The sequence below is a fragment of the Vreelandella nanhaiensis genome (genome assembly GCF_003990185.1).
Lineage (GTDB): Bacteria > Pseudomonadota > Gammaproteobacteria > Pseudomonadales > Halomonadaceae > Vreelandella > Vreelandella nanhaiensis.
The window spans coordinates 157,641-181,254 of record NZ_RZHF01000029.1 but is presented as its reverse complement, the minus strand read 5'-3'; the positions used below and the strand labels follow the sequence as shown (position 1 = coordinate 181,254).

The following is a 23,614-nucleotide window of genomic DNA, read 5'->3' as shown; positions in this document are numbered from 1 at the left end:
TACACAGTCAAGGCTGTCAGGTTTATGACAGCGCTGGTTCGACCATAACGTATTGACCTCATTTCACCAATATCGCGCGTTAGGAAATCAGTATGGCGTCCAAGCCCTTAGGATTTTATCAGCAGTTGCAGTTGCTTCCGCTATCGGCTCAACAAGCATTTATGGCCGCGCTCTGCGAGCGCCTGCTGCCCAACTACGCCCTGTATGAACAAACCACCGGCCATGGGGACGGCCACACGCTGCGCACCGTACTCAATCTGGTCTGGGAAAGGCTGAGCGTACCTGGGGCGAGCATCGATTTTTCCCGTCAGGCTGAAAAGCTGGCTGAATGCGAGCCGCCCGCTGAGGATGAAAGCTTTGGGGCACGCCGAGCGCTGGACGCCGTCGTTTCCATATCGGCGCTTTTGGATACGTTGCAGGGTGATTCTCCTGAAGCCGTGCTGGATGTCAGCCGCACCTCACGAGCCGGTGTACGCGCTTTTATTGAACTCACCGAAGGAGAAGAGGATGCCCAAAAACTTGCTCTGCTTATCCGTGATCATCCCCTGATGGCTGACGAAAACGATTTTCAAGACGCGGTGTTGGAAGCAGTAAGTGAACCGCTAAACAAAGCCGCGCTCAAGGAAATACGTCAGTTAGGGCGCAATAATGGTATTAGTAACCTGGGCCTGAGTCTGGAAGAAGACGCCGAGTAAGGCTGGGCCTGCTAGAGTCGCAGGCCTGCGGTGAGCATCATGCCAGCGGTACCAAAGATGATTAAATCGGATTCAAGACGTTCCCACTGCACGCCAATACTGGGCAGTAGAGCTGGGGCGACTTCCAGGTGGTTGAGTGGGATCTTGTCACGATACTCATCTTTATAGCCACGCAGTAAACCGCCGGTCAGCTTGGCACGAACGTTGGCGTCTTCATTAAGCTGCCAAAGTGGAAACTCTCGCCCCGCATACACATACCAGGTGGGCTGCTCATAGGAGTTCTTGAACCGTGCGGCCCCCGCCAGCCAGTGGTCCGGGTTATGCAGCTCAATCCCTAATAGACGCTGGTGGTTGTTATGTTCTGGCTGCGGATCAAAGTGGCGGGTTAGCAGGCTGATTTGTACCAGGGTATGGTCCAGCGTGAATGTTGGCGGCCAGTCTGACAAGGAAAAGGCTGAGGTCGAAGCGCTCAGCCAAATACCCACAAGCCCTCCTAACCAAGGCGTTAAGCGCCACATGTGAAGCTCCGGGAAAGAGGGCTATGCAGTCAATGCGGCACATTAAAGGCGCATTTCGATGCCGTGTTCGGCCATATAGCGTTTCGCTTCAGGAATGGTGTGTTCGCCAAAGTGAAAAATGCTGGCCGCCAGCACGGCGTCGGCGCCGCCTTTAAGCACGCCATCCACCAGGTGGTCCAGATTGCCAACACCACCGGAGGCAATGACGGGAACGCTTACGGCTTCTGAAATCGCGTGGGTTACACCGAGATCAAACCCAATCTTGGTGCCGTCTCGGTCCATACTGGTGAGCAGTAGTTCACCTGCGCCGAATTCCACCATCTTCTTCGCCCACTCTACAGCATCAAGCCCTGTTGGGCGGCGGCCGCCGTGGGTGAAAATCTCCCAACGCGGCGGCTCACCTTCACCTGATACTCGCTTGGCATCAATCGCCACCACAATGCACTGGCTGCCAAAGCGCTCGGCCGCTTCGCGTACGAACTCGGGGTTGGTGACCGCGGCGGTATTGATCGACACCTTATCCGCGCCCGCATTGAGCATGGTACGAATATCGTCACAGGTACGAATCCCGCCGCCGACGGTCAACGGAATGAATACCTGCCCGGCAATTCGTTCGACCATTTCCACCGTGGTGTCACGGTCTTCGTGGCTGGCGGTAATATCCAGAAAGGTGATTTCATCGGCACCCTGCTGGTTATAGCGCTGGGCAATCTCCACCGGGTCGCCTGCATCGCGAATGCCGACAAAGTTGACACCTTTAACAACCCGCCCGGCATCTACATCCAGGCAGGGAATAATACGCTTGGATAAGCTCACGCGCCGCCTCCGGTTAACTGGTCGCTAAGGCGCTGGGCTTCGGCCACATCCAGGCTGCCTTCGTAAATCGCCCGGCCGGTAATAGCGCCTAAAATACCGCTATCGGCGACATCGCACAGGGCTTTGATATCGTCTAAGTTAGTCACGCCACCAGAGGCGATAACCGGCAGGCCGCCTTCGCGAGCCAACTGGGCTGTTGCTTCAACGTTGACCCCTTGCATCATGCCGTCGCGGGCGATGTCGGTATACACAATGCTGGATACGCCATCATCGGCAAAACGCTTGGCTAGATCGACCGCTTTTACGCTTGAGACTTCCGCCCAGCCATCGGTGGCCACAAATCCATCCTTGGCATCCAGCCCGACAATCACATGGCCGGGGAATGCGCGACACATTTCACCCACAAACGCAGGCTCTTTAACGGCTTTAGTGCCGATAATCACGTAAGACACGCCTGCATTCAGGTAGTGTTCGATGGTGTCGGCATTACGAATGCCGCCGCCAATTTGAATCGGCAGGTTGGGGTAGGCGCGTGCAATGGCCGTCACCGCCTCGCCATTAACCGGCTTGCCTTCAAATGCGCCGTTCAAGTCGACCAAGTGAAGGCGACGCGCGCCAGCTTCTACCCAGCGTGCGGCCATGGCAACTGGGTCATCGCCGTAAGAGGTCGCATCGTCCATGCGGCCCTGTTTCAACCGCACACACTGGCCGTCTTTGAGATCGATCGCAGGAATTACCAACATAACTAAACCTCTTAGGGCGTCCAGGTGACAAAGTTTTCAAGCAGGCGCAGGCCCGCACGGGAGCTTTTTTCCGGGTGAAACTGTACGGCAAAGGTAGCGTCACGGCCAATCGCCACGTGAGCGCCTATATTGCCATAGTGCGTGGTGCCAAATACCTGGGCATCGTCGGCCGCGTTCACGTAGTAGCTGTGTACGAAGTAGAAGTGTTCGTTGTTGTCGATGCCGGCCCATAACGGATGGTCATGATTCTGCTCGACCAGGTTCCAGCCCATGTGGGGCACTTTCAGGCGCTGGTCGTGTTCGTCGCGCATGTCGGTGGGGAACTTATCAACGCTGCCTTTGAAAAAGCCCAGGCAGTCAACGCCGCCGTTCTCTTCACTGCGCTCCAGAAGCATTTGCTGGCCCACGCAGATTCCAAGCAAAGGCTTGGCCTGACGAGTCAGCACATCATCTACCAAGCCACGAAGCTCTGTGCGTTCAAGCTCGCCCACGCAGTCGCGGATGGCGCCCTGGCCGGGCAGCACGAGGCGCGTGGCGCCTAAAATGCGCCGCGGGTCGCGCGTGATAATGACATTTTCATGGGTAACGTGTTCGAGCGCCTTCGCGACAGAATGCAGGTTACCCATCCCATAGTCGATCACAGCAATGGTCATGAAGCGCTCCTTAAGCGAATGAACGAACCGCTGCTTGCATCACAGCACGTCATTATAGGCTCCCTTTGGTGGAAGGCATCTGCCCAGCCATGCGTGGGTCTTCGGCGACAGCCATGCGCAGGGCACGTCCAAAGGCTTTGAAAATCGTTTCAGCCTGATGGTGAGCATTAAAGCCTTTTATATTGTCGATATGTAGCGTTACGCGGGCATGGTTGACAAAACCTTGGAAGAATTCCCAAAACAGCTGTGTATCCATACTGCCGATGGCCGCGCGAGTAAACTCTACATTCATGTAAAGACCGGGGCGGCCGGAAAAATCGATCACCACGCGCGAGAGCGCTTCATCAAGCGGCACATAGGCGTGACCATAACGGTAGATGCCGCGTTTGTCGCCAATGGCCTCGTTAAATGCTTGGCCCAGGGTAATTCCCAGGTCCTCGACCGTATGGTGGTCATCAATGTGCAAATCGCCTGAGGCATGGATATCAAGGTCGATCATTCCATGCCGTGCAACTTGATCAAGCATATGATCCAGAAAGGGAACGCCAGTTTCACAGCGAAGATGGCCTTCACCATCCAGGTTGACGCTGACTTTAATCTGGGTTTCATTCGTATCACGGCTAACCGTGGCAATACGCGCTGACATGTTGCATCTCCTGCGCTCTAGCGCATTCTGAGGGGAAGGCGATGGGCCGCACTGTCTCACCATCAGTTGAGTAGGCTCACCACCAGTTAATCAGGACATAAATTTGCGGCAAAACAACCATTATAGAGAATCGGCGCACCCATCCGCTACAATGCGCGAAAGGTAGCCGCCGTTCAGGGCATTAAAAATAGCAGCTAAGCTGCTTTGGCGAAGAGGATTTCACCATGCCGGTGACACTGGAGCATGTCGACAAAGCGCGTTGGGAAGCCGATGAGCAGGTGCGTCTCGACCTTACGCGTATTTATGAGGATGCGCCAAAAGAGCGGGTACCTGCCCAGGCGGTTTTGCCGTTTATCGAACAGCATTTAAATGCCAGCCATTTTTTTGCTTGTGCGCACTTTAACGACCACTTGCTGGGCGCGGCCGCCATTCAAGAGGCGCCAGATCGAGTTTGGTGGCTTTCTGAACTATGCGTGCGTAAGACTACGCGCCGGCGCGGCGTGGGGTCGCGGTTGATGGCGTTACTTGGCGAACAGGCTAAACAGGAAGGGCGTAAACTGCGCATTGAAGTTTCATCACTACCGCTGGCCGATCAGGTGCTGCTGTCCAAGCTTGGCTACCGCCCCGGCAGCTGTAGCGAAGAGGCCCAGCTGGGCAAACCGTTTACCAGCAATTTTGTTGAGTTAGACCCACAAGGGAAAGGGTAATGAAACAGCTATTACGTATTCTGCTGGCCGCTATTGGCATTCTTGCCATCGTGGCGGTGGCTGCGGTGGTCTATGTGACCACCTTTCTGGATCCGGAAGACTTCAAGCCGCGCTTGACCGCCGTGGTGGAGGAACACACCGGGCTTTATCTGGCGCTGGAAGGCCCGATTACCTGGTCGTTCTATCCTCGCCTTGGGGTGAGCGTGGAGCAGGCCCGGGCCTGGCTGCCGGAGCAGGCAGAAGAAGATGCTTCGTTTGCCGCGATCAATCGCGCCGAGGTGAGCATTGCCTTTGCCCCATTGCTGCGTGGCGAGATTGCCATTGACGGTTTGACGCTGGATGGCATGCGCTTGAACCTGGAACGGGATGCCGAAGGCAGAGGCAACTGGGAGCCGCTGGTCGAGCGCTTGGCCGAAGAAAGCGATGAAAAAGCGCAAACGGTGCTGGCGCCGGCAAGCGCCGGGCCGAACGCCGACGCGGGCAATCTTTCTGTCGTGCTTAATATTGCCAGCGTAGAAGTGAGAGGAGCCGATATTCGTTTCCGTGATGTGCAAAGTCAAACATTGTGGCGCATGCAGTCGCTGAATATTTCCGGCAGTAACGTCAATCCGGCCAGCCCTTTTCCGTTAAAGACCATGTTTACGCTGACCAAGCATAACCGGCTGGACGCTGAGGTATTGGAACGCGCGCCTAGCTTGACCAGCGATGTTGACCTTGAAACACGCATGCGACTCAAGCTCGGCGAAGACCGGGTCGTACTGGAGAATACGCGCCTAACCACGCGCACACGGATGAACCCTGAGGGCGAACCACAGCAGCTGAACCTGAAAGCTGCTGAAATCGTCGCACTTTTGGAAGACAAACAGTTAAGTATTACCGAAGGGACACTCGAGGCCGGGCTGCAAAACCCGGAACAGTGGCAAGGCAGCTTGGCGCTGGCGCTCGCCTTTGGCCTTGAGAGTGATTGGCAGGCGCAAACGGCACAGCTGAAGGATTTGCAGCTGACCGGACCTGATGGGCTGCGCATGAGTGGCCATCTTAATATTGAACAGATGCTGGATGCGCCCCAGTACCGTGGTCAGGTTACTGCGGCGCCCTTCACGTTGCGCCCTTGGCTCTCTCGCGCAGGCGTTGAGCTCAATACAGCAAGCGAGGCGGCGCTGAGCGATATCGCCATGACCAGCCCTATTGAGGGTGATGCCCAGCAGGTATCGCTTCCCCGTCTTTCTCTGGTGGTTGATGACAGCACCTTTACAGGACGGCTTTCAGCTGCACTGGATGGCACGCAGGTGGCGTTTGATTTAGAAGGCGATCAGCTGAATCTTGATCACTACCTTTCCGGCCCCACGACCGCGCAGCAGGCAAGGCTCGGTTTCTTGCGCCAAGCCATTGCCCAAAGTAGCGAAACGCTACTACCCCAAGCATGGCTAAGTGGGCTGTCGCTGGACGGCGAACTCAGCGTTGAGCAACTGCTGCTGGGTGGGCTTAATTTCGAAAATACCCATCTGAAGCTGCAGGGCGAAGAAGGTGAACATCAGCTCACCGCTTTTGAATCGCGTTTTTACGGTGGCGAGCTTAACGCCAGCGGCCGTCTGGATGCGCGCGAACGCATCATGGAGTGGGAACTTTCACCCAGCGTCAGCAATATTCAGGTAGCCGCGCTGATTGAAGCGCTTGGTGAAGAAACGTCACCGCTGCGCGGGCGCCTAAACGCCGATGGTGAATTCACGTCACGAGGCAATAGTCGTGAGGCATTGATTGGCAACCTGAATGGGCAGGTTAATGCCCATCTTAATGAAGGTGCCATTCTGGATATCAATATTTCCCAGCAGATGTGCGAGCTAGTCGCGCAGCTAGAAGGCGAAGGCACGCTACGTGACTGGCATACCGATACGCGCTTTGAGCGCTTTGATGCCACCTTCCAGGTGCGTAACGGCGTGCTCACCAGTAACGACCTGCTGATTACTCTGCCGGGTATTGATGTAAGAGGCGAAGGGGAGCTTAATTTCAACAGCCGGAACTTTGACACCCGTGCCAATGCTCGCCTGGTGGATACGGCAGATGCAGCGTGTAGCGTCAACCCACGCTTGGAACAGCTTCCGCTGCCTGTACATTGTGAAGGCAACCTCAGCGATGAGCATGGCCAATGGTGCCGTTTTGACCGCTCTGCCTTCCAGGCCGCGGTGGTTGATCTGCTGCGCAATGAAACCGGCACTCGCGTAACCAAAGAAATCGAGGAGCGCGTGGGTGGCTCGCTGGATCAACTGGATGAGCATCTGGGTAAAGGCGCCGGTCAGGAACTTCGCGAAGGTATTCGGCGTCTATTTAACTGAGCATTCAAGTAAGTCAGTCTGCGCCGGCCTCAACGCCGGCGCTTTTTTATTGGTGCCATAGGTCAACGACACCGCTACGACTTTCACTCCTATCCGTTTTTGAAGGAACTCCCATGGCTGATATGCCAACCCCACGGCTTACGGCAGATGAGTTTTGCCATCGCCTGCTCACCTGGTTCGACCAGCATGGCCGTCATGACCTGCCTTGGCAGTCGCCACGCAGCGCTTATCGCGTATGGGTGTCGGAAATCATGCTTCAACAAACCCAGGTCGCGACCGTCATTCCGTATTTTGAGCGTTTTATGGCGCGCTTCCCAACACTTGAAGCCCTTGCCCATGCGCCTCAGGACGAAGTGCTTCACCTGTGGACAGGGCTTGGCTACTACGCAAGAGCACGCAATCTGCATAAAGCTGCTCAGCTGGCGGTTGATGAGCATGGCGGTGAACTGCCTACCGAAAATGTAGAGACGCTGATGGCTCTGCCGGGTATTGGGCGCTCAACGGCTGGCGCGATTATTGCCCAGAGTACTGGCAGACGAGCAGCAATTCTGGATGGCAACGTTAAACGTTCGCTGACGCGCCTGCATGCCATTCCCGGCTGGCCGGGAAAACCTGTCGTGGAGCGTAAGCTCTGGGCGCTTGCTGAATACTATACGCCGTCTACCCGTCTGGCAGACTTTACCCAGGCGGTGATGGATTTTGGCGCAACCTTGTGTAAACGCAGCAGGCCTGATTGCAAGATTTGCCCCTTTAACGATGTATGCTTGGCTTATGCTCAGGGAGAGCCGCAGCGTTATCCAGAATCCAAGCCCAGAAAGGTTTTACCCACCCGCAGCACGATCATGCTGCTGCTACGCGATCCTGAAGGGCGGGTATGGCTGGAGCAGCGCCCGTCCAGCGGTTTGTGGGGTGGGTTATGGAGCCTGCCTCAGTTTGAAAGACACAGTGAGCTTAACGACTGGCTGGAGACTCATGCTGTCGCTCCCAGGCGTGAACCGACGATGCCCGCTTTTCACCACACCTTCAGCCATTTCCGGCTGAAAATTATCCCTCAGCCAGTTTCCTGCGCTAGGCTGGGCGAGGTAAGAGAAAGCGGCGTATGGTATGACGTAAACAAGCCCCGCGAACTTGGCTTGGCAGCGCCGGTAAAAGCCCTGCTCAACCAGCTCACGTCCTTTACCCTCAACTTAACGCCTGGGCACGTATAGGCAATGAGTGCCTAGTGCCCATAAAGGAGCCTTTCATGAGTAACACGGTTTTTTGTCGTAAATATCAAAAGGAGCTGCCCGCACTCCCGTTTCCACCGCTGCCTGGCAAGCAGGGCCAGGAGATTCAGGCCAGTGTTTCCAAGCAGGCATGGGGAGAATGGCAGGCGCTGCAGACCCGCCTGATTAATGAAAAGCACCTGAATATGCTCAACCCGGAAGACCGAACTTATCTGATGGAGCAGATGCAGCGCTTCATGGATAACGAAGAAACCGACCAAGCGGAAGGTTACGTGCCGCCGACACAGGCGTAAGCGGGCGCCGCGGCCTGGCCAGAACGCCCGTATTTAGGGCGTTCCAACGTTACCACGTTAGTTGTAGCCGTTGCCTAAGCAACGGTTAGAAAAGAAAGTTTCACAAAGGTGTTGACGGAAAGCAGAGTTTTTAGTTTAATACGCACCGTTGGCAGCGGCCAGATAGCTCAGTTGGTAGAGCAGGGGATTGAAAATCCCCGTGTCGGCGGTTCGATTCCGTCTCTGGCCACCAAACAGTTGGGGTATCGCCAAGTGGTAAGGCACCGGTTTTTGGTATCGGCATTCCCAGGTTCGAATCCTGGTACCCCAGCCATTGCCAACAAGATTTCTTGTTGACTGACTAGCTTAACCGCAACCCAGTCATTTTCTCAAGAAAATGTGAAGCGCCGACATAGCTCAGTTGGTAGAGCAACTGACTTGTAATCAGTAGGTCCCGGGTTCGACTCCTGGTGTCGGCACCATCAAAAAGATGGTTAAAAGCAACACGTTAGAGAATTAGATTAAGCCGTCCGAAAGGGCGGCTTTTTCGTTTACGTAGAACTCTACATAGAATTTCTTTCTAAAGATGTGTACAGGTGCGGCAGGTTTGCACTTTTATACCAAGTCATTTGCAGAAGACTCAGCACTGTTTTAAAGGGTTTCCATATCTTCTAGGAGCTGGAAATCATCTGGGTGCCTTCCTTCGCTCACTAAGGCTAGAATTACGTCTGAATAGGAGTGAAGCACGCGGATATATTTGCTAGTGCTAAGGCCGCTTCTATTATTCCTAAACACAACCCGCCAGCCTTGCCCCTCCTCACTTGCACTGACTGCTTTCCAGTTTGGGTCTGTAATCTTCATTGCGTTACCATTACAACGCCTAAGGAATTTACGAGATGGTTAACTGCTTTTTAATCGGAACATGATACAAATCTACTCGCCTCCATCTTCTTTCGAAAGTTGCGAGCTAGAGGACTTCTCCCCGTACAGTACGCATTACTCTGCCATAGCGCTGTCTTAATATTTCTTTTGCTACTTGTTGATCATGGCACTTCCAAAAAACCTCCACCCGTTGCCATAGGTTATTATTTTTGCCGTACTCTTCGAGCGACTCAGAAGCAACATTGCGGGCAGGAGGAGATAGTAACCCTTTATCATTGACACCATACCGCAGCGAAGTTGTCCTACCAGTGCCGATGTCTTGAGAAGCGAATATAGGAGCGCTAACGTATTCACCATCCGTATCTGGGAACCCTATCGCTACATCGAAGATAAGGTCATCCAATTCGACCCAGGAATGATCAAAAAACCTGCCATTTGGCGCTTCAACAATGCCGATTGTTAACTCTGGGGTTAAGCCGATATCGTTCATCGTCACGAACATACCAGCCGAAGTAATGTGGCATGCTCCAAGCCACTCATTCAATTGGCTTAGTTCTAACCATGTCTTGTATATATCCAAGATCTGATTACCGTTTTCGAGTCCTTGCGAAACCTCTCTAGCTCTGTTCATCCACTGATCCACGACTACGCTCCCACAAATCACATTGAAATTTGATGATATAGAATTGCTAGAGCCTAGAACAAATCTCAATATCCCAATTAAGCTAAAATGAGCGGGCTAAAAATTTATTCATCTCCTGGGTGATATACCAGAGGAACGCTTAGGTCGTAAGTGTCCATCATGGATGCCGAGCGGTGGCCGCTGGCTTCTTGCTTTTCGTGGCGGGTGCCTTTGGTATCGGTAATTCCACGACGCTTTAGGTCGTGAAGGCCGAAGCGCTGGTCTTCTGTAATCACCCCTTCTTCGATAGCCAGCTTGATCAACCGCTGCCATGCAGTGTCCAGGCTCGACTTCCTTAAATCGCTGCCGTCGGCCGCCACGATTAGTGGCCGTGCTTCGGGATGCATCGGCACCGGCTTGCCTTTGGCCTTCCAGATCCCGGCGCGGCGCTCGGTTGCCGCTGTCCAGGCTTCGGTCAACCTTGGGTACCAGCGCACAATATTATCCCGCGAGCCTTTGCGGCGGTTAGTCATTACGCCCTGGGCTGTGCTGTTGGCATCACTTAGAGTTACTACCTCGATACCACGTAGACGGCAAATATAGGCCAGCTCCATGACCATCCAAAGGTAGGGAGCGCAAGCGCCTTTCTCGCCGCGTGTGCGCTGGCCGCGTTGGCGGGCAAACTCGGTTAGTTGGGCAATGGTCGTTAGCTCGGGCAAACGGCGCTGTTTGCGTTCTTTAGCTGACTCAACGCCCTGGGCTGGGTTGCTATCGCAGTAACCGCGGTTAATACCCCAGCGGAACAGACGGCGCAGGTAACGTAACAGGTGATTGGCTTTTGATGGTGTACCCTCGGCGGCGATCTTATCAACCAAACGCTGCACCAAGGCCGGTGAGAATTGCGACGTAGGTAGATCCCCCAACGGTCTATTCAGTTTGGTGGGCATTTCCAGCAGGGCGTTCCTGCAGTATTCATAATCTTGCTGGGTTTTGATAGCCAGCTCTTTGAGCTGTGCGGATTCGTGAAACTGTTTGGCCAAGTAGCGCAGGGTTCGGCGGTCAATGCCGCTGCGCTGTTCCATGATGCGGTGCAGTTCTGACAGCGTCGCATCGGCCCCGGCGATCCGCTCGCTTTTGAGCTTGCCCGCTTCATCGCGATATTGAACGTACCAACGGCCACGGCCGCGCTTGTCGTAATAAACCCCGTTCGGGAGCTTTGACTGGTTGATATGCGCGGGTATGTCCGGGCTATGTTTTCGCGGGCGTGTCTTCATAGTATGTCGCTAGGGCTTAGCTCTTTTCCCGGGGCGGTTTCAATGCCGCCCGCTTTGTTGATTAGGTCAATGGTGGTCCACGGTCCACGACGGCCATTAAACACGACTACCCCTTGTTCACGCAGGCATCGCGCGGCGTCGGCGGGCCGCTGGTAGCCGGTGATGGCTTTCAACTCATCGCAGTCTAATACGTTTTGTAGGCTCATTGCTTGCCCCTTGCCCGCCAACGATTGAAGCGGTTGCGGATCATGCGAAACGTTTGGCACGCGGCCGGGTTGCTATCCAGCTCGGCGCGGCTGCTGATTTTGCAGGCGGCGATCAACCAATCGCGGGCGTCCTGCTCGTTATGGGTGCCATCTGGTAGTTGGCTTTCGTTTAGCTGATGCTTGAACCGGCGGCGGCGATCTAGGTAGAGCTGGAACGCTTTATCTTGGCAAAGCATCGCGGCCTGGCGGGCGTAGGCGCCGCCTTTGGGTGGCGGTGGCGTTCTCGCCGGCGGTTTGTGTTTGTTATCAATCATGCTGCTTCCTCATTCTTTGCTGAGCAGGGCGAATGCTGCCGCTGCCACTCGTGGAACTTGTCCATTTCCAAGGGCTTTAAGTTTGTCCACCCTTGCGGCCACCCCATTAGCCACTCGACCCACGTCGGGTTCAGCTGGCCACCGTCCGAAGCCATCACCGCATGATCCAGCCTGTCGTTGCTGCGATCCGCTCCGCTCTTTCTCTTTAGGCTGGCTAGGCTGCTGCCCTTGCTCATGCTGGCCACCGGAGTAGGCCAATTTCTGACCGCTGTCGCCAAGCCGTCGCCGCTGCTCTTGCTGATCCCTGTCCGGTTGTAATTGCCATGAACAGTGGGTGTCGGCCAGTGCTTCACTGCCGTTTGAAGGTTTGGGGAGCCCACTTTTCTGGGGCCATGGCCTGCGCCCGTATGACTGTTCGCTAATGGCGTTGGCCACAATCCAGATTCTTTTTCTTTCATGTCTTGCACCAAGGTCGGCAGCTGATATGCAGCCCCACTGTGCATCAAACCCCATTTCGGCCAGGTCTCCGAGTACTCGTCCGAGTCCGCGAGAAGTGAGCATTGGGCTGTTTTCCACGAAGACGTGCGCGGGCTGTACTTCGCAAATGATCCGCGCCATTTCGCCCCAGAGGCCTGAGCGCTCGCCGTCGATGCCGGCACCTTTGCCAGCAGCTGATATGTCCTGACACGGGAATCCGCCTGAAACCACGTCAACAAGTCCCCGCCATGGCTTTCCGTCAAAACTGCACACGTCAGACCAAATCGGGAAAGCTGGGAGGGCTCCATCGTTTTGTCGTTGCGCCAGAACTTGTGCGGCGTAGGCATCACGCTCAACGGCGCAGACGGTACGCCAGCCGAGCAGGTGGCCGCCGAGAATTCCCCCACCAGCGCCCGCGAAAAGAGCCAGCTCATTCACGGAACCTCCTAGCTTGGCGCTCACGAATGCCCTGACACTCGATGCAGGTAGTCGCCCACGGCGCGGCTTGGCGGCGAGCGGCTGGAATCTCATAGCCGCAGTCGATGCATTCATCGTTAGCTGCCGGTTCAGCAATGCGGACCCGATTAGCAAGTGCGGTTTCAAGGTTCCGCTGGGTGATCTCAGCGGCGCGGTCGATGTTGTTGGCCATCGTTATTCCTTCGATTAACAAAGTTCGGGCGGGAAGAACTCTTCTTCCTCGCTATTAGCGGTTGGGGGAGGCGGCGCGAACATCTTTCGGGCCTTTTCTCTTGCTGCTACCGCGTCTTGGTACTCCGCGTCGGCTTCGGCGCGGTAAATTTCTGAGCTTTGCCACTCTTTGAATCGGGCAAGCTGGGCGTTTAGCTCCGCAGGTGAAGGCTCGCGCGGGGCAATATCGACCCCTTGCGTACAGTTAGTGACACGAGTCCAAGGGCTTTCGGCTTCGCCTACAGCCTGAAAATCACCCCCAGCCCGCGAGCCTTTCGCACGCACTTGCCACTTATAAACGCGAGTCATGTACTCGCTAGAAAAGCCAGCGCGGCCGGTGGCCACTAGGCCAAAGGTCACTTTCTGCTCTTCTCCGTATTGCCCACGCGCAACCACCGCTTCGGCGCCAAAGTATTCGCCGGTGGCGTGGCTGAACGTTTCGATGTGGGAGCCTGTATTCATCTTGGTTTCTACCCATGGCTTGATGGGCTGGTCTTTGCGTTTGGTCATCGGGCCACCCATGAGGCGTAAGAACTGGTCCCACTGGCCCGCGTTGGCGGCCTTGCGGATCTGGGCGAAGCGCATGGCGGCGCAAGGGTGCGGGCGGGTGGCCGCTTCCCAATCTTTAAGCATCTGGTCTTGCTTCTCTGTCAGGCGGCGCACTTCACGCCAGACTGTGACGCTGGGCAGGCCGAGGAACTGAAACTGGCGGATGCCCCACACGCTGGCCCACGCTTCAATACGTGGCGCGCTATCGGTCATGGAGTGATCGTATTTGTCGGCATCCATAAACTGTTCGCCGTTAATGTTTTTGCTGATGTACTTGGCGACGTAACCGGCGGCGGTGCCTTTCTTGTAGTCGATGCGCTTGGCATCAAAGCGGGCCGTCGTTTTGCCCCACCGGTTGAACAGCTCTTCCGGGTGCGCTTCTTCGGCGTATTCGCGAAGGGTGGCGGTTACCTGGGCTTCATGCTCGGGCTTCATCCACAACAGCAAATGCCAATGCGGGGTGCCGTCGTGGTGAGGCTCTACAACACGGATGCCGTAAACGCCGATCTCATCGCGGGCCAACTTCGCGCGGACCTTTGCCCAGAGCCCTTGCAAGTATTGCTGGGCTTCGCGGGGCGTAGCGCCCTGGTACTTGTGGTTGCGAACACAGTTATTAGCGATCACCGGGTGAAACTTTGACGGCGTGGTCATGGTGTAGAACATGCCTTTATGCCCCAGGCGGCGGGCTTCGACTTCGGTGTCACGAATGCGCAGCATTAGCTCTGCCCGGCGGTGGTCGGGATTCGCCAAGCCCAGCTCCGCCAGCTCTGCCAGCGTGTAGGTTTGGCCTTCCTGGTTGATGGCTTCCAGCGTTTCGAGCAGCGCGTTATTACGCAGGCGCTGAGAACGGCGGCGCTCAACTGTAAAATCACTGCAATAAATTCCCGCTTGCTTATGCACGCGGTGGGCTTCACGCATTACTTGTTCAACCGTGCGGCCACACTGGCGGCGCAACTTGCGACGCCACCAGAGTGAACAGCTCAAACGGGCCAATTGGGTTTTAGCCGGTAGCTTGTCGCTGGGCGGGGTGATGCCATGGAGTGCGCAACGGGTCCGGCCTTGCTCGATAGCGCGGGCGCGCACTACGGAAAGGCAAAGCGGGCGTAGGTACTGCCAGCGCTGAAACCGGAAATTGCCGATGAACGGCGGCGGCGTGAATGGGTTAGCAGCACGGGCACAAGCGTCTTGATAGGCGCGGAATTGTTCAGACAGGGCTTTACCGTTGCTCGCCATGCGTGGCGGCGCGGGCGAAAGCAACCCCAGGCGCTGCAAACGGTTCATCCTGGCAATATCGCCTATCAAGAGGCTCGAATTTTTATCAATGGCTGATGCTTGGGCTTGGGCGTAGTTGACCAGGGCGTCATCGTCGTGGGTGGCGTTCAAGCTGCCCACAACCAAACGGCGCTCAACGCTGAGTAGCCAAGCGCTGGCAGCTTGAATGCCTTCAATGGTGGTTGAACCTCGATTGACCAGCGCACTCATGGCCCGCGCAAGTGCAGCGCGAATAGGCATAAAGCGCGACAGGATGAATGACGGCTCGACCAGATCTTGGCTATTACGCCGTAGCCACCGGTTACCCGCTGCGTTGCCGTGCTGCTGGGCGACGTAGACGAAACCGGCGGCGAGCTGTTCAGCCCAGCCGGGCAGGGCGTCAAATATCGCCCCACGCCATTGGTGGCATTCGATGTTGCCGAACGTGCGGCTTTGTTCGAGCGCGCTCACGCAACCCCCTTTTCAATCAGGCCCAGCCAGTGCAGCGCGGCTTTGGTGTTGCCTTCGGCCAGTGCTTGGCGGGCGTGGCTGGCAAGCTCGCAGCTGGGATGCTGTGAACGGTTGCGCAGCTGGTCGCGCAGCCCCGTGGCGTAACTGCTCATGCGGTGGATGGCGGCACGGATAGCGGCGCGTGCTGGCTTCGCTAGCTGGCTGATTTGCTGGGTGGCGTCTTCTTTTAGGCCCGCGCTTTTCAGTACCAAGCGCCGTTCGGCGTGGGGGAGGTTGGCCCACACGTCGATAAGATCTTGATCAGCGGCGCGGCTGTGCAGCTCGGCGCGAAGTTCGCCAAAGCCCGCGCGATCCTGCTGGACGCGGGGCGGCGCATTGCGGGCGGGTAGTGGGGTCACATTAGCCATTGCTAGATACCTCAGTGCTCTAAAACGACAGGGCGGCGGGTATCGGCATCAACCACCTTAGCCAAACCAGCGTCGCGGGCTTGCTGAATCATCCGGTCGAGGTCGCGGGCGGTGAGCATTACCGGGCGGCCAGCGCTATCGCGGAAAATAACGACATGGGATGTGCAGGCGTCTACGTCGATGCTCGCGGCTTCGTTGACGCTATCGAGATCGGCAAACGCCTGGATGGCGGCCACTTCGGCAGTTGCTTCGCTGTGGCCGTAATCGTTCACGAGCGTGCCGATGGTGATGCGCAGCGCTTCAACGCGGCTATCCCAGCGGTGCTGCCAAAGCAGCTCGGTAGCTAGGTCGAATGGGGATTTTGCAGCGGTAATTGGCGTTACATTCATTGCTTCAGCTCCTTCATGTGGTCATTGATAAGGCGTATCTGGCCTTGTGCTTCTAAGAACAATTTTCGCTTCAACCAGGGTGATGGTTTGATGTCGACGCCTGGGTCCGGGCAGTAACTGAACGCCAGCGTCTCATCCAGAGTTACGCCTCCCTTGCAGCGAAATCCGCATCCAAACTCGTTGGAGCAGTTGAAATAGAGCACGCGGTATTCTGAAAGCGGCGTCTTCGAAGTCCGCACTTTCATGAATGAACCGCAGTGAGGGCAGTCGAACCGGAGCCGACTGACCTCTGTCGTGACCGGCACTCCCTCCAATACGAGCTCCTCGTCTTTCGTATCAGTCACCTCGCCCCCCTTATTTCGTAAAGGGCGCGGCCTCGCCCTGTGAGACTTCCAACGCCCTTGCGTAAGCGACGGCGGAGAAGCCATTCGGCGGCTTGGTCAATTGTTTCGAGGCCTTCCTGCTGCCGCACGGCTTCAAGCTGCTTTTCCAGCTCTTCGTCCAGTGGTAGGCGGTTTTTCTCGGCCATAAGTGCTCCTTGAGGACCTTTTTTGTGCCTGCCATTAACCGGCGCGCTGGCCCACACTGGTGTTCACGAGGTCGCCAACGCCGAGTGTTTCGAGCGCTTCTTTCAATACCAGTTGTCGGAGTAGCGTGGCTTTCGACATACCGGTGTAGTCGACGAGGGCGTCAATCAACCGGGCTTCGTACTCGTCCAAGTTGATGGCGGCGTAACGTTGACGGATGCGACGAGTGTCTTGATGCATTTCCTAATTCCTTATGCGGACGTCACAAACGGGGTTAATCAGCGATGAGAGATTCGTTTTTGTACTGGCTAAGGCCCCGAAGAATCAGCATTCGGGTGGTAGCTGACCTTGAGCGGATCTCTGTCGATGCAATCTGATCGATTAGGTTTTTTTCTTGAGGGGTAACACTGACGCTGAATTGCTCAGTCGCACGGTCATCACCCATTTTTGGAACATGGCTAATAGCGTTTGGGGCTTTCATGGTTTAGGCTTCCATTCAATTACAGTCATGTACTTTACTGGTCTGTTCGGATTTTGGGACAAAATATCCCAATATTCGAATGAAAAGTATTCACTATTTGGAATATTTACATGAATGAAGATCATTTAGGCGCGCAAGTACTTGAAAGGCTTAAAATTGCCTATGGCGTTAAGAATGATCAGCAGCTCTCAAAAGCTATTGGTCGTGCTCCATCGACTATTCATAACTGGTCGAAAAATGGAAATATCCCAACTTCTGAATGCATCGAGGCTGCTAAAACTACCGGAGTATCCCTAGATTGGTTGCTTCTTGGGGAGGGTGTGGCCCCAGGTGCGGATAAAGATTCTCTTGCTCAGCAAAAAGACCCTCATTTTTATCGGGGCTTAAGCGATCCCAACATCGCATCAATCCCGATGTACGATGTGGAATGTGCAGCGGGCAGTGGCCGAGATTTCACAGAAGAAAAAGTGCTGGGTTATTTCCACATGGACCGCGCCGTTCTCGCTGAATTGAAATTGCCTGATTCAGGGGTATGGGTACGAGCGCGCGGCGATAGCATGGACGGTACGATTGATGATGGCGATTACGTGTTTGTCGACTTCAATCAACGTGATCCGAGCCGTGAGGGCGTTTATCTGATTCTGATGGATGGTGAACGGCGGCTTAAACGTATGCAACGTGTGGCTGGCGGTGGATGGCTGCTAATCAGTGATAACCCGCGCTATGACAAAGAATTGATAGCACCGGATAAAAAGCAATTTGTTGAAGTGCTTGGGCGGTGTTTAGTGAATCTGGGGCAAGTGCTTTAGGTAATTAAAAAAACCAAAAGGGAGTAAGGGAATGAAAAAGATAGCATTTTTGTTTATAGCCGCTTGGGCGTTTGTTTTCTCAATGGCAGCGCAAGCCAATTGGTATGAAGGTGGAACACTGCATGAGGCGTCGGCACTTGAATGGCAGCAAGCGACGGACGGAAATAAATTAGCGACCGCTGGCGATCTGTTCGCTGTGCTTATGCAGAATGGATATATTACTTCATCGATCACTAGCCAGATAAAAGGTGTTAGCGATCTGCGCAGATTTTCACAGGAGCTAGCCAATCAGCTGGACGATGCCTTCCAACCTGATCCCGATCCTGAAGAAAACCGCCGTTTATTTGCCAATCAAAAGGTAAATGAGTCGGCTGTTTTGATTATGACCATGATGGGCTGGATTGATTAATAATAGGTATCTCTTATGAAGCTGCTAAGATATTTTTTGATTGCTGTTTTTATCGTTATACCCACCTTAGGCTTCGCCAACAGTGGCTTAGAAACTAAGCGAGCTGAAATTGAAGAGGGGACCGACTTTGGCTTTATGCCGGGCGAGTATGCTGCCCGCTTCAACGGTCACCTTAACCAGCTAGGTCTTCCTTTTTCTTTAGACCCTTCAATCAATGATGAAGATGTAGGCGCCCAGGCTGTTTTCAGCTCCGTATTTGCTGATACGGTTGCTGTTACTGGGACTGCCAAGCCTGAGTCTCGCTTGGTGAATGGCTTGATTTTGAATGGCACTGGCAATGGGACAGAAGAGTCGGGGCAATTAATCCTTCTCATGTTTGCTACTGCCATCGCTTCCATTAACCCTAGCGACTACCCTGACGATCACCTGTCTACTGTTCTTAATTTGCTCGGTGATATGCAGAACGATCCAGGCTCAACTGCTAGCACTGTTATTGATGGCAATACCTATAGTCTTTCCAGCTCGCCATATACTGGCGTAATGCTTGGCATTAGTCCTTCCGAGTAAGGCTGATTTCATGCGCTTAACTTACCTTGGCCCGCTGGGTATGGGGCTCGACCATCCAGCGCTGCACAACGTGGATTGCACTGGCTACTCGCCTAATTGCTTTGCCGTTGAAGTCGGCGTCGAGGCGGGCGTGCATGGCCCGGTAATAGAGGGCGATGTACTGGTTGTTAATGAAGCGCGCGGCTTAGGTCACGACGATTACGCAGTAGTGGAGATGGACGATGCGTTACATCTTTACCGCGCCCATCGTGTGGGTACCCGTTTTCGGTTGCTGCCCGTGAATGGTGGCCAGGGGTTGATGGCCACCGCGCGCATGGTGCGTGGCGTCGTTGTGCATCAAGCGCGTTGCCAGCTGGATGAAGAGGTTAATGTTAAGGCTTTCGCCTAACAAGATAATCTGCTGAAAATTTTGAACAGGTGGGTGAGCATGCAAGGTTTTGTTATTGACTTGATCAGTTCTGACGAGGTGTGCAGCCTTCGAGGAAGAGCACAAGATGGGCGCGTAGCTGAAACTTTCGCCTGTGATTTACTCTGGCCCGATGGTGAGCAGCGGCGAAGCTACCTGAAGTGTTTCACCAAAGATCGCTACCTTGGTGTGGTCAATGAAGTTACTGGCTATGTGATAGCCCGTGCCTGCCATTTGCCTGTACCCGAACATGCTGGGGTTGTTCAGCTTAGCGAGACTCTGATCGCCTCGCTTGGCATGGTTCCGGATGAAATATATCCATACGCATTTGCTGTCAGCGAAGCGCCAGGTAGCTCGCCTAATTCCAGATTCGAAAATTTGCCACACGAACTCACTGTTCGCCTCACACGCCAACTTCTCAGTGGCTGGCACGGAGCCCCTCGACTAATAGCGTTTGATGATTGGGCAGCAAATGAAGACCGAAATTTAGGTAACTTCTTAATTAAAGACGAGAAGAATGCTTTCATAATTGATCACAGCAATCTCCCAGTTCGTCTGATGTGGACAGACCAATGTCTTGACCCAAGCGGGATCTATCAGAATCAGATGATGGCTATCATGACATATGAGCAGGGTTTGCCTTTTGATGCTGCTTTTGTCACCCGAGCCGCGAAATCACACCCTGATGCTTTAGCTTCTGCAAAAACTGAGCTGGATTATTGGTGGGGTGCTTTTCTGGGCCCAGATCCTGCTAGACTCAACTCCATTGGTAATTTTTTTCACACCAGAGCTAAACAGGGCGAAGAACGCCTTAGCCATACTCTTCATTTGCTGGCGGTGTAACCATGCTGATTGATGAGATTTTTAAAAAGCAGAGGTCGGTGTCCAAGCCGTTAGTTAAGGGCTCATGGTACCGCGTCCAGTGGACGCCAGACGTGGCAGCGAGTGAACGCCTTAATATTGGCATTGCATTCGTAGATAGCGACGGCGGTAGAACGATTCAAACCATCGATGAATTTGCTCGCTTGCGCTGTTTGTATGGGCAGGAAGTTATTTTTCATGCCCAGCTCGCATGCCAAATCGCTAATGAGCTTGTTCAGCAGGAGAAAAACTTCTCCGAGCTAGGTACCCCCCAGCTTCACTTCATTGAAGGCGGTTTCGCTCAAGGGGATAGCGCAGCACAAATCCTCAGCCGTTTAGTTTCTGACTTGGTTCCGTTAAGCATTTCATCGGCCAGATCGGCTCGCCATGTGCCTGTAACAAGGAAAGCAGCATCTAAAAGCGTATATGAGGCCTTGGCTCTGCGGCTAGGTAGAAGCACAGCGTCAAAATATATTCCCGAAGAACCTACCATCATGACTAATGATGGCTTTGAAATATTTCTGCCTTTTAGACGTGAAGCTGATGGCAAGCTTAGCAATGGTGAAGCAGCTACACTTGTTTCTGCTGATTTCACCAAGCCAGAAAAGGTACAGAGCGAGCTACTGGTTGGACATCGGGATATATCGTTGGCATTACGCGAGAAGCTGTTCTCACAAGGGGAGATATTTATCCTTCGCCCAAACAAAGACAGCATGCGTAAAGATGCTTTGAACTACGCAGAGGCTGAAACTGATAAGTTTGCCCGCTACCTCACCAGCATGGGCATACCTTTCCAGCAAGCGGACACCTCTCAGGAGATCACCGAACAGGTGCAAGAATGGTGCCTTGCTAGTTAGCTATAACATTAAAAGGCCCCGCTTAAGGCGGGGCTTTTTTGTAGGCGTTAGTTGGGGGCGGTGGGGTTGCCGTTGCGGGTTTCGAGCTGCAACGCGGTTGTGTAGCTGCTATCTGTCAGGTTGTGCGTGACTTCGGTGACGATCCACGGCGTGGCGTCGATCTGTGGTTTCCATCTAGTGCTTTGGTTTCGCTGGTGTGTGTGCATAGGCGCTGTAAGCAATATCTTACAAACGTAGCGATAATGGCTTACATCACGGAGCTGGATTGTCTGTTAGGTTAGGTGGGCGCCTGGATGCGCGAGCCGGAAGGAGCCAGCTTTGCTGTAAGGATACGGATACCAAAAACCCTCGGCCATTGGATGGCCGGGGGTTATGTTTTTGGGCTTATGCGCTTTTGCGAGTTCTAGCCAGCTCGGCCATCGCAACGCGTGCGAGAAAGCCGCTTCGTGTTTTATCCCCAGGGTGGCTAGCCACAAAGTCGTCAATTTGCTTGAGCAGCAGATCGGGCAGGGTGACGTTGATTTTATGGCTCTTGCCCAAGTAAGGGGTTACGTCGATATCGACCACGGCCCAGATCCAGCCCTCAAAATCCGGATTGTCCATGTGGTGCTCAATGGATGTGGCTTCGGGAATGGGGTCGCCGTAATCCACGGCCACTTCCAGCCAACCCTCAATGGCCTCCTTGGCATTGGCTAGGGCTTCTTCAAAGGTATCGCCAGCCGAGTGACAGCCCAGCAAATCGGGTACCACGACGCCATAGGCGTGCTGTTCGTCGCCGCGCTCAATTGCAATGGGAAATAACATACGTAGACCTCTGTCGGTGTCGGTGCGGGGCAGCAGTGGCTGGCCTCATTCGAGGCCAGCGCTTTTTCTGATTCCCTTTACAAGCCCTATTTTCAAATCCTTTTTGGGATGTGGCACTGTCACTGTGCCGGGCTTGGTAGGGTGCCTGAAGTGGTGGTGGCTTCCGTTGACTCTAACGAGTTCCCAACCATCTTTCTTCAGTTCCTTTATCAGTGCTCTGCTATCCACCTCCTGCCCCTTCGCTTTGAATTCGGGGTTACTATAACCCCTCATAGCTTGCGGATCAAGAGTTATAACTCCAGTAACCCCAAGTTATTGCGCTAAGTAAGCGGCCGTGTCTCAAGCTGTAGCGCGGTGGTGTAGCTGCTATCCGTCAAGCTGTGGGTGACTTCGGTAATGATCCACGGCGTTGCATCGATCTGTGGTTTCCAGCCAGTGCACCATACGGGCGTTTCAGGGAATACGTCAGGGTCGCCTATGGCTTGAGTGATGCTGAAATAGGCCACGCCGCGCTGAATGCGCTGCCATTCCGCTTGCGCGGCTTCTAGCGCTTCCTCTTCGCTCGCGTAGGTGTGGCGCAGCTGTTGTGCGTTTTGTGGCTCGCCGACTGTTACCGCTTCGCGGGTAGCGTGTGCTTTGTTATTCCAGAGCGCGGTGACGCCGGTGAATGCGTCGCGCTCGGCCATTAGATAGCGGTGCTGGTCGCCGCTTTGGCGGTGCAAGTGAATGGGCGGGATCTCTAACCCGGTCGCTGTTGTGGCTTGCCCTGTGGGTACAAATATCAGGTGGCCGGTTTTGACGGTGGCCACCGCGTCGAAACGTTCGGCCAGGCGGGTGAGGAAGTGGAGGTCTGATTCGTCGGTTTGATCAATATGCGTGACGCGGGCACCGGCCAACGTGGCCCCTACGCTGGGCGTGAGGTCGTGGCGTTTGGCGATGGTGGTAATGATGTCTCGGACGGTGACGCTATCCCAGCTCTGGGTACGCTTGCCCGGCAGGCCTTGTCGCATATTTGCACTTGAGGCGCGAATGTTGAGGGTGTCGGGGGCACCAGTGTGCTCCACTTCATCGACCGTAAACGTGCCGCGCTCGGTTAACGGCTGGCCTTTCCAACCGATGGCCAGGGTTAGTTCGGCGCCGGTGGGCGGTATATCGAGCATGCCGTCGTCGTCGGTTAGCGTTATGTCGAGTTGGTCGGCCTGCATGCCGCGCCGGTCGTGAAGCGTGAGCAGGGATAAGCGGGCACGAAACTCGGGGCTGATGACCTGGCCTTGCAGGGTGATGCGGTAGTCCGGTTGCATGCTCATGCCAGCGCTCCGGTGATTGCGCGTAGGGCGCTGCTTTCCAGAACACCAAGTAGCTCGGTTCTTGCCTCATCAATGCGGGTTAGCTGTAGGTCGAATTCGATTTGCTTGGCGGCGCCGTCGCGGAAAAACTCACTTTTGCGCTCCTGCAGGCTAGTGATGGTGAACATGCCGTAATAGGTGCCGGTGCCTTCGATCAATGGCCACGCTTGGCCTTGATCTGCCAGGGCGCGCAGCATATCTAGATTTTGTTGACCGCCTGTAAACATGGGCAATAGCGTACCGGTTAGGTTGATTGTGTCGTCGCCGGGGCCTAAAAACTGGTGTACCGGGCGGGCATTGATGCGGCTTTGGCTGGCGTGGCGCCAAGTGGTTTGACGCTGTAGTTCTTGATACGCCGCTGTACCCAGCCCGAAGACGAACATTCCATAACTCATCATCATTTGAGTGG

32 protein-coding genes and 3 tRNA genes are annotated in these 23,614 nt (G+C 54.8%); 14 read left to right on the top strand and 21 right to left on the bottom strand.

Features of this window, described 5'->3' with window-relative positions; translation table 11 throughout:
• The first annotated feature begins 92 nt into the window (after window positions 1–92).
• A complete protein-coding gene (locus tag ELY38_RS18930) occupies window positions 93–695 on the top strand; it encodes a YjaG family protein (RefSeq protein WP_127063707.1) in 603 nt (200 codons plus the stop codon).
• A gap of 11 nt (window positions 696–706) precedes the next feature.
• Here the strand turns inward: ELY38_RS18930 and ELY38_RS18925 are convergent, their stop codons facing one another.
• The 5 genes from ELY38_RS18925 to hisB are packed head-to-tail and all read right to left on the bottom strand — an operon-like array spanning window position 707 to window position 4,071.
• Window positions 707–1,213 carry a hypothetical protein gene (locus ELY38_RS18925; protein ID WP_127063706.1) on the bottom strand — a complete coding sequence of 169 codons (507 nt, stop codon included), beginning with the start codon at window positions 1,211–1,213 and terminating at the stop codon, window positions 707–709.
• 42 nt (window positions 1,214–1,255) lie between these two features.
• Window positions 1,256–2,029 (bottom strand): imidazole glycerol phosphate synthase subunit HisF, encoded by a 774-nt coding sequence (gene hisF, locus ELY38_RS18920; protein WP_127063705.1) that lies wholly within the window; start codon window positions 2,027–2,029, stop codon window positions 1,256–1,258.
• Complete coding sequence (hisA, locus tag ELY38_RS18915; protein WP_127063704.1) at window positions 2,026–2,772, bottom strand: 1-(5-phosphoribosyl)-5-[(5-phosphoribosylamino)methylideneamino]imidazole-4-carboxamide isomerase; 747 nt, start codon at window positions 2,770–2,772, stop codon at window positions 2,026–2,028. The genes hisF and hisA overlap by 4 nt, the downstream gene beginning before the upstream one ends.
• A gap of 11 nt (window positions 2,773–2,783) precedes the next feature.
• Entirely contained in the window at window positions 2,784–3,425 is a 642-nt protein-coding gene (gene hisH / locus ELY38_RS18910) for an imidazole glycerol phosphate synthase subunit HisH (protein ID WP_127063703.1), read from the bottom strand.
• 52 nt (window positions 3,426–3,477) lie between these two features.
• Window positions 3,478–4,071: an imidazoleglycerol-phosphate dehydratase HisB gene (hisB, locus tag ELY38_RS18905; RefSeq protein ID WP_127063702.1), complete on the bottom strand. Its 594-nt coding sequence runs from the start codon at window positions 4,069–4,071 to the stop codon at window positions 3,478–3,480.
• A gap of 224 nt (window positions 4,072–4,295) precedes the next feature.
• Here hisB and ELY38_RS18900 point away from each other — a divergent pair, with 224 nt between their 5' ends.
• The 7 genes from ELY38_RS18900 to ELY38_RS18870 all read left to right on the top strand — a co-directional run bounded on the left by ELY38_RS18900 (window position 4,296) and on the right by ELY38_RS18870 (window position 9,091).
• The gene (locus tag ELY38_RS18900; protein ID WP_127063701.1) at window positions 4,296–4,778 is read left to right on the top strand and encodes a GNAT family N-acetyltransferase; all 483 of its coding nucleotides are present in this window, start codon (window positions 4,296–4,298) and stop codon (window positions 4,776–4,778) included.
• Window positions 4,778–7,111: an AsmA family protein gene (locus tag ELY38_RS18895; protein WP_127063700.1), complete on the top strand. Its 2,334-nt coding sequence runs from the start codon at window positions 4,778–4,780 to the stop codon at window positions 7,109–7,111. The genes ELY38_RS18900 and ELY38_RS18895 overlap by 1 nt, the downstream gene beginning before the upstream one ends.
• 113 nt (window positions 7,112–7,224) lie before the next feature.
• Window positions 7,225–8,319: an A/G-specific adenine glycosylase gene (gene mutY / locus ELY38_RS18890; protein ID WP_127063699.1), complete on the top strand. Its 1,095-nt coding sequence runs from the start codon at window positions 7,225–7,227 to the stop codon at window positions 8,317–8,319.
• A gap of 35 nt (window positions 8,320–8,354) precedes the next feature.
• Window positions 8,355–8,630, top strand: a complete 276-nt coding sequence (locus ELY38_RS18885) for an oxidative damage protection protein (RefSeq protein ID WP_127063698.1) — start codon at window positions 8,355–8,357, stop codon at window positions 8,628–8,630.
• Window positions 8,631–8,786: 156 nt separating this feature from the next.
• Window positions 8,787–8,862 (top strand) — tRNA-Phe (locus tag ELY38_RS18880).
• Between the two features lie 6 nt (window positions 8,863–8,868).
• Window positions 8,869–8,943, top strand: a tRNA-Gln gene (locus ELY38_RS18875).
• A 72-nt stretch (window positions 8,944–9,015) separates the two neighbouring features.
• Window positions 9,016–9,091, top strand: a tRNA-Thr gene (locus ELY38_RS18870).
• A gap of 485 nt (window positions 9,092–9,576) precedes the next feature.
• On the opposite strand, the gene ELY38_RS18865 is transcribed toward ELY38_RS18870, so the two are convergent.
• The 12 genes from ELY38_RS18865 to ELY38_RS18810 all read right to left on the bottom strand — a co-directional run bounded on the left by ELY38_RS18865 (window position 9,577) and on the right by ELY38_RS18810 (window position 16,905).
• Window positions 9,577–10,134 (bottom strand): hypothetical protein, encoded by a 558-nt coding sequence (locus tag ELY38_RS18865; protein ID WP_127063697.1) that lies wholly within the window; start codon window positions 10,132–10,134, stop codon window positions 9,577–9,579.
• 104 nt (window positions 10,135–10,238) lie between these two features.
• The gene (locus tag ELY38_RS19485; protein ID WP_127063696.1) at window positions 10,239–11,387 is read right to left on the bottom strand and encodes a site-specific integrase; all 1,149 of its coding nucleotides are present in this window, start codon (window positions 11,385–11,387) and stop codon (window positions 10,239–10,241) included.
• Entirely contained in the window at window positions 11,384–11,593 is a 210-nt protein-coding gene (locus tag ELY38_RS18855; RefSeq protein WP_127063695.1) for a hypothetical protein, read from the bottom strand. Before ELY38_RS18855 ends, ELY38_RS19485 begins: the two co-directional genes overlap by 4 nt.
• Window positions 11,590–11,907: a hypothetical protein gene (locus ELY38_RS18850; RefSeq protein ID WP_127063694.1), complete on the bottom strand. Its 318-nt coding sequence runs from the start codon at window positions 11,905–11,907 to the stop codon at window positions 11,590–11,592. The genes ELY38_RS18855 and ELY38_RS18850 overlap by 4 nt, the downstream gene beginning before the upstream one ends.
• Window positions 11,908–11,916: 9 nt before the next feature.
• The gene (locus ELY38_RS18845) at window positions 11,917–12,822 is read right to left on the bottom strand and encodes a DNA cytosine methyltransferase (RefSeq protein ID WP_127063693.1); all 906 of its coding nucleotides are present in this window, start codon (window positions 12,820–12,822) and stop codon (window positions 11,917–11,919) included.
• A complete protein-coding gene (locus ELY38_RS18840) occupies window positions 12,815–13,033 on the bottom strand; it encodes a TraR/DksA C4-type zinc finger protein (protein WP_127063692.1) in 219 nt (72 codons plus the stop codon). Before ELY38_RS18840 ends, ELY38_RS18845 begins: the two co-directional genes overlap by 8 nt.
• A gap of 14 nt (window positions 13,034–13,047) precedes the next feature.
• The gene (locus tag ELY38_RS18835) at window positions 13,048–15,342 is read right to left on the bottom strand and encodes a replication endonuclease (protein WP_127063691.1); all 2,295 of its coding nucleotides are present in this window, start codon (window positions 15,340–15,342) and stop codon (window positions 13,048–13,050) included.
• Complete coding sequence (locus ELY38_RS18830; protein WP_127063690.1) at window positions 15,339–15,749, bottom strand: hypothetical protein; 411 nt, start codon at window positions 15,747–15,749, stop codon at window positions 15,339–15,341. Before ELY38_RS18830 ends, ELY38_RS18835 begins: the two co-directional genes overlap by 4 nt.
• 11 nt (window positions 15,750–15,760) lie before the next feature.
• Entirely contained in the window at window positions 15,761–16,138 is a 378-nt protein-coding gene (locus ELY38_RS18825; RefSeq protein ID WP_127063689.1) for a hypothetical protein, read from the bottom strand.
• The gene (locus ELY38_RS18820; RefSeq protein WP_185859019.1) at window positions 16,135–16,482 is read right to left on the bottom strand and encodes an ogr/Delta-like zinc finger family protein; all 348 of its coding nucleotides are present in this window, start codon (window positions 16,480–16,482) and stop codon (window positions 16,135–16,137) included. Before ELY38_RS18820 ends, ELY38_RS18825 begins: the two co-directional genes overlap by 4 nt.
• Window positions 16,479–16,667, bottom strand: coding sequence for a hypothetical protein (locus ELY38_RS18815; protein WP_127063687.1), 189 nt, complete (start codon window positions 16,665–16,667; stop codon window positions 16,479–16,481). The genes ELY38_RS18820 and ELY38_RS18815 overlap by 4 nt, the downstream gene beginning before the upstream one ends.
• A 34-nt stretch (window positions 16,668–16,701) precedes the next feature.
• On the bottom strand, window positions 16,702–16,905 hold the full coding sequence (locus tag ELY38_RS18810; RefSeq protein WP_127063686.1) for a hypothetical protein: 204 nt from the start codon (window positions 16,903–16,905) through the stop codon (window positions 16,702–16,704).
• A gap of 351 nt (window positions 16,906–17,256) precedes the next feature.
• On the opposite strand from ELY38_RS18810, the gene ELY38_RS18805 reads away from it, so the two are divergent.
• From ELY38_RS18805 to ELY38_RS18780, 6 genes are read left to right on the top strand one after another with little or no spacing between them, the layout of a single operon-like run.
• Entirely contained in the window at window positions 17,257–17,955 is a 699-nt protein-coding gene (locus tag ELY38_RS18805) for a LexA family transcriptional regulator (protein WP_127063685.1), read from the top strand.
• A 31-nt stretch (window positions 17,956–17,986) separates the two neighbouring features.
• A complete protein-coding gene (locus ELY38_RS18800) occupies window positions 17,987–18,364 on the top strand; it encodes a hypothetical protein (protein WP_127063684.1) in 378 nt (125 codons plus the stop codon).
• Window positions 18,365–18,379: 15 nt separating this feature from the next.
• Window positions 18,380–18,931 (top strand): hypothetical protein, encoded by a 552-nt coding sequence (locus ELY38_RS18795; protein ID WP_127063683.1) that lies wholly within the window; start codon window positions 18,380–18,382, stop codon window positions 18,929–18,931.
• A 10-nt stretch (window positions 18,932–18,941) separates the two neighbouring features.
• Entirely contained in the window at window positions 18,942–19,319 is a 378-nt protein-coding gene (locus ELY38_RS18790; protein WP_127063682.1) for a LexA family transcriptional regulator, read from the top strand.
• Window positions 19,320–19,358: 39 nt separating this feature from the next.
• Window positions 19,359–20,180, top strand: a complete 822-nt coding sequence (locus ELY38_RS18785; RefSeq protein WP_127063681.1) for a hypothetical protein — start codon at window positions 19,359–19,361, stop codon at window positions 20,178–20,180.
• 2 nt (window positions 20,181–20,182) lie between these two features.
• Window positions 20,183–21,055, top strand: coding sequence for a hypothetical protein (locus ELY38_RS18780; RefSeq protein ID WP_127063680.1), 873 nt, complete (start codon window positions 20,183–20,185; stop codon window positions 21,053–21,055).
• A 384-nt stretch (window positions 21,056–21,439) separates the two neighbouring features.
• Here the strand turns inward: ELY38_RS18780 and ELY38_RS18775 are convergent, their stop codons facing one another.
• From ELY38_RS18775 to ELY38_RS18760, 4 genes are read right to left on the bottom strand one after another with little or no spacing between them, the layout of a single operon-like run.
• The gene (locus ELY38_RS18775; protein ID WP_127063679.1) at window positions 21,440–21,859 is read right to left on the bottom strand and encodes a type II toxin-antitoxin system HicB family antitoxin; all 420 of its coding nucleotides are present in this window, start codon (window positions 21,857–21,859) and stop codon (window positions 21,440–21,442) included.
• Window positions 21,860–21,904: 45 nt separating this feature from the next.
• Window positions 21,905–22,132, bottom strand: coding sequence for a type II toxin-antitoxin system HicA family toxin (locus ELY38_RS18770; protein ID WP_246009194.1), 228 nt, complete (start codon window positions 22,130–22,132; stop codon window positions 21,905–21,907).
• Window positions 22,133–22,179: 47 nt separating this feature from the next.
• Window positions 22,180–23,166, bottom strand: a complete 987-nt coding sequence (locus ELY38_RS18765) for a contractile injection system protein, VgrG/Pvc8 family (protein ID WP_127063677.1) — start codon at window positions 23,164–23,166, stop codon at window positions 22,180–22,182.
• Entirely contained in the window at window positions 23,163–23,606 is a 444-nt protein-coding gene (locus tag ELY38_RS18760; RefSeq protein WP_126981663.1) for a phage tail protein, read from the bottom strand. The genes ELY38_RS18765 and ELY38_RS18760 overlap by 4 nt, the downstream gene beginning before the upstream one ends.
• Window positions 23,607–23,614: the final 8 nt, after the last annotated feature.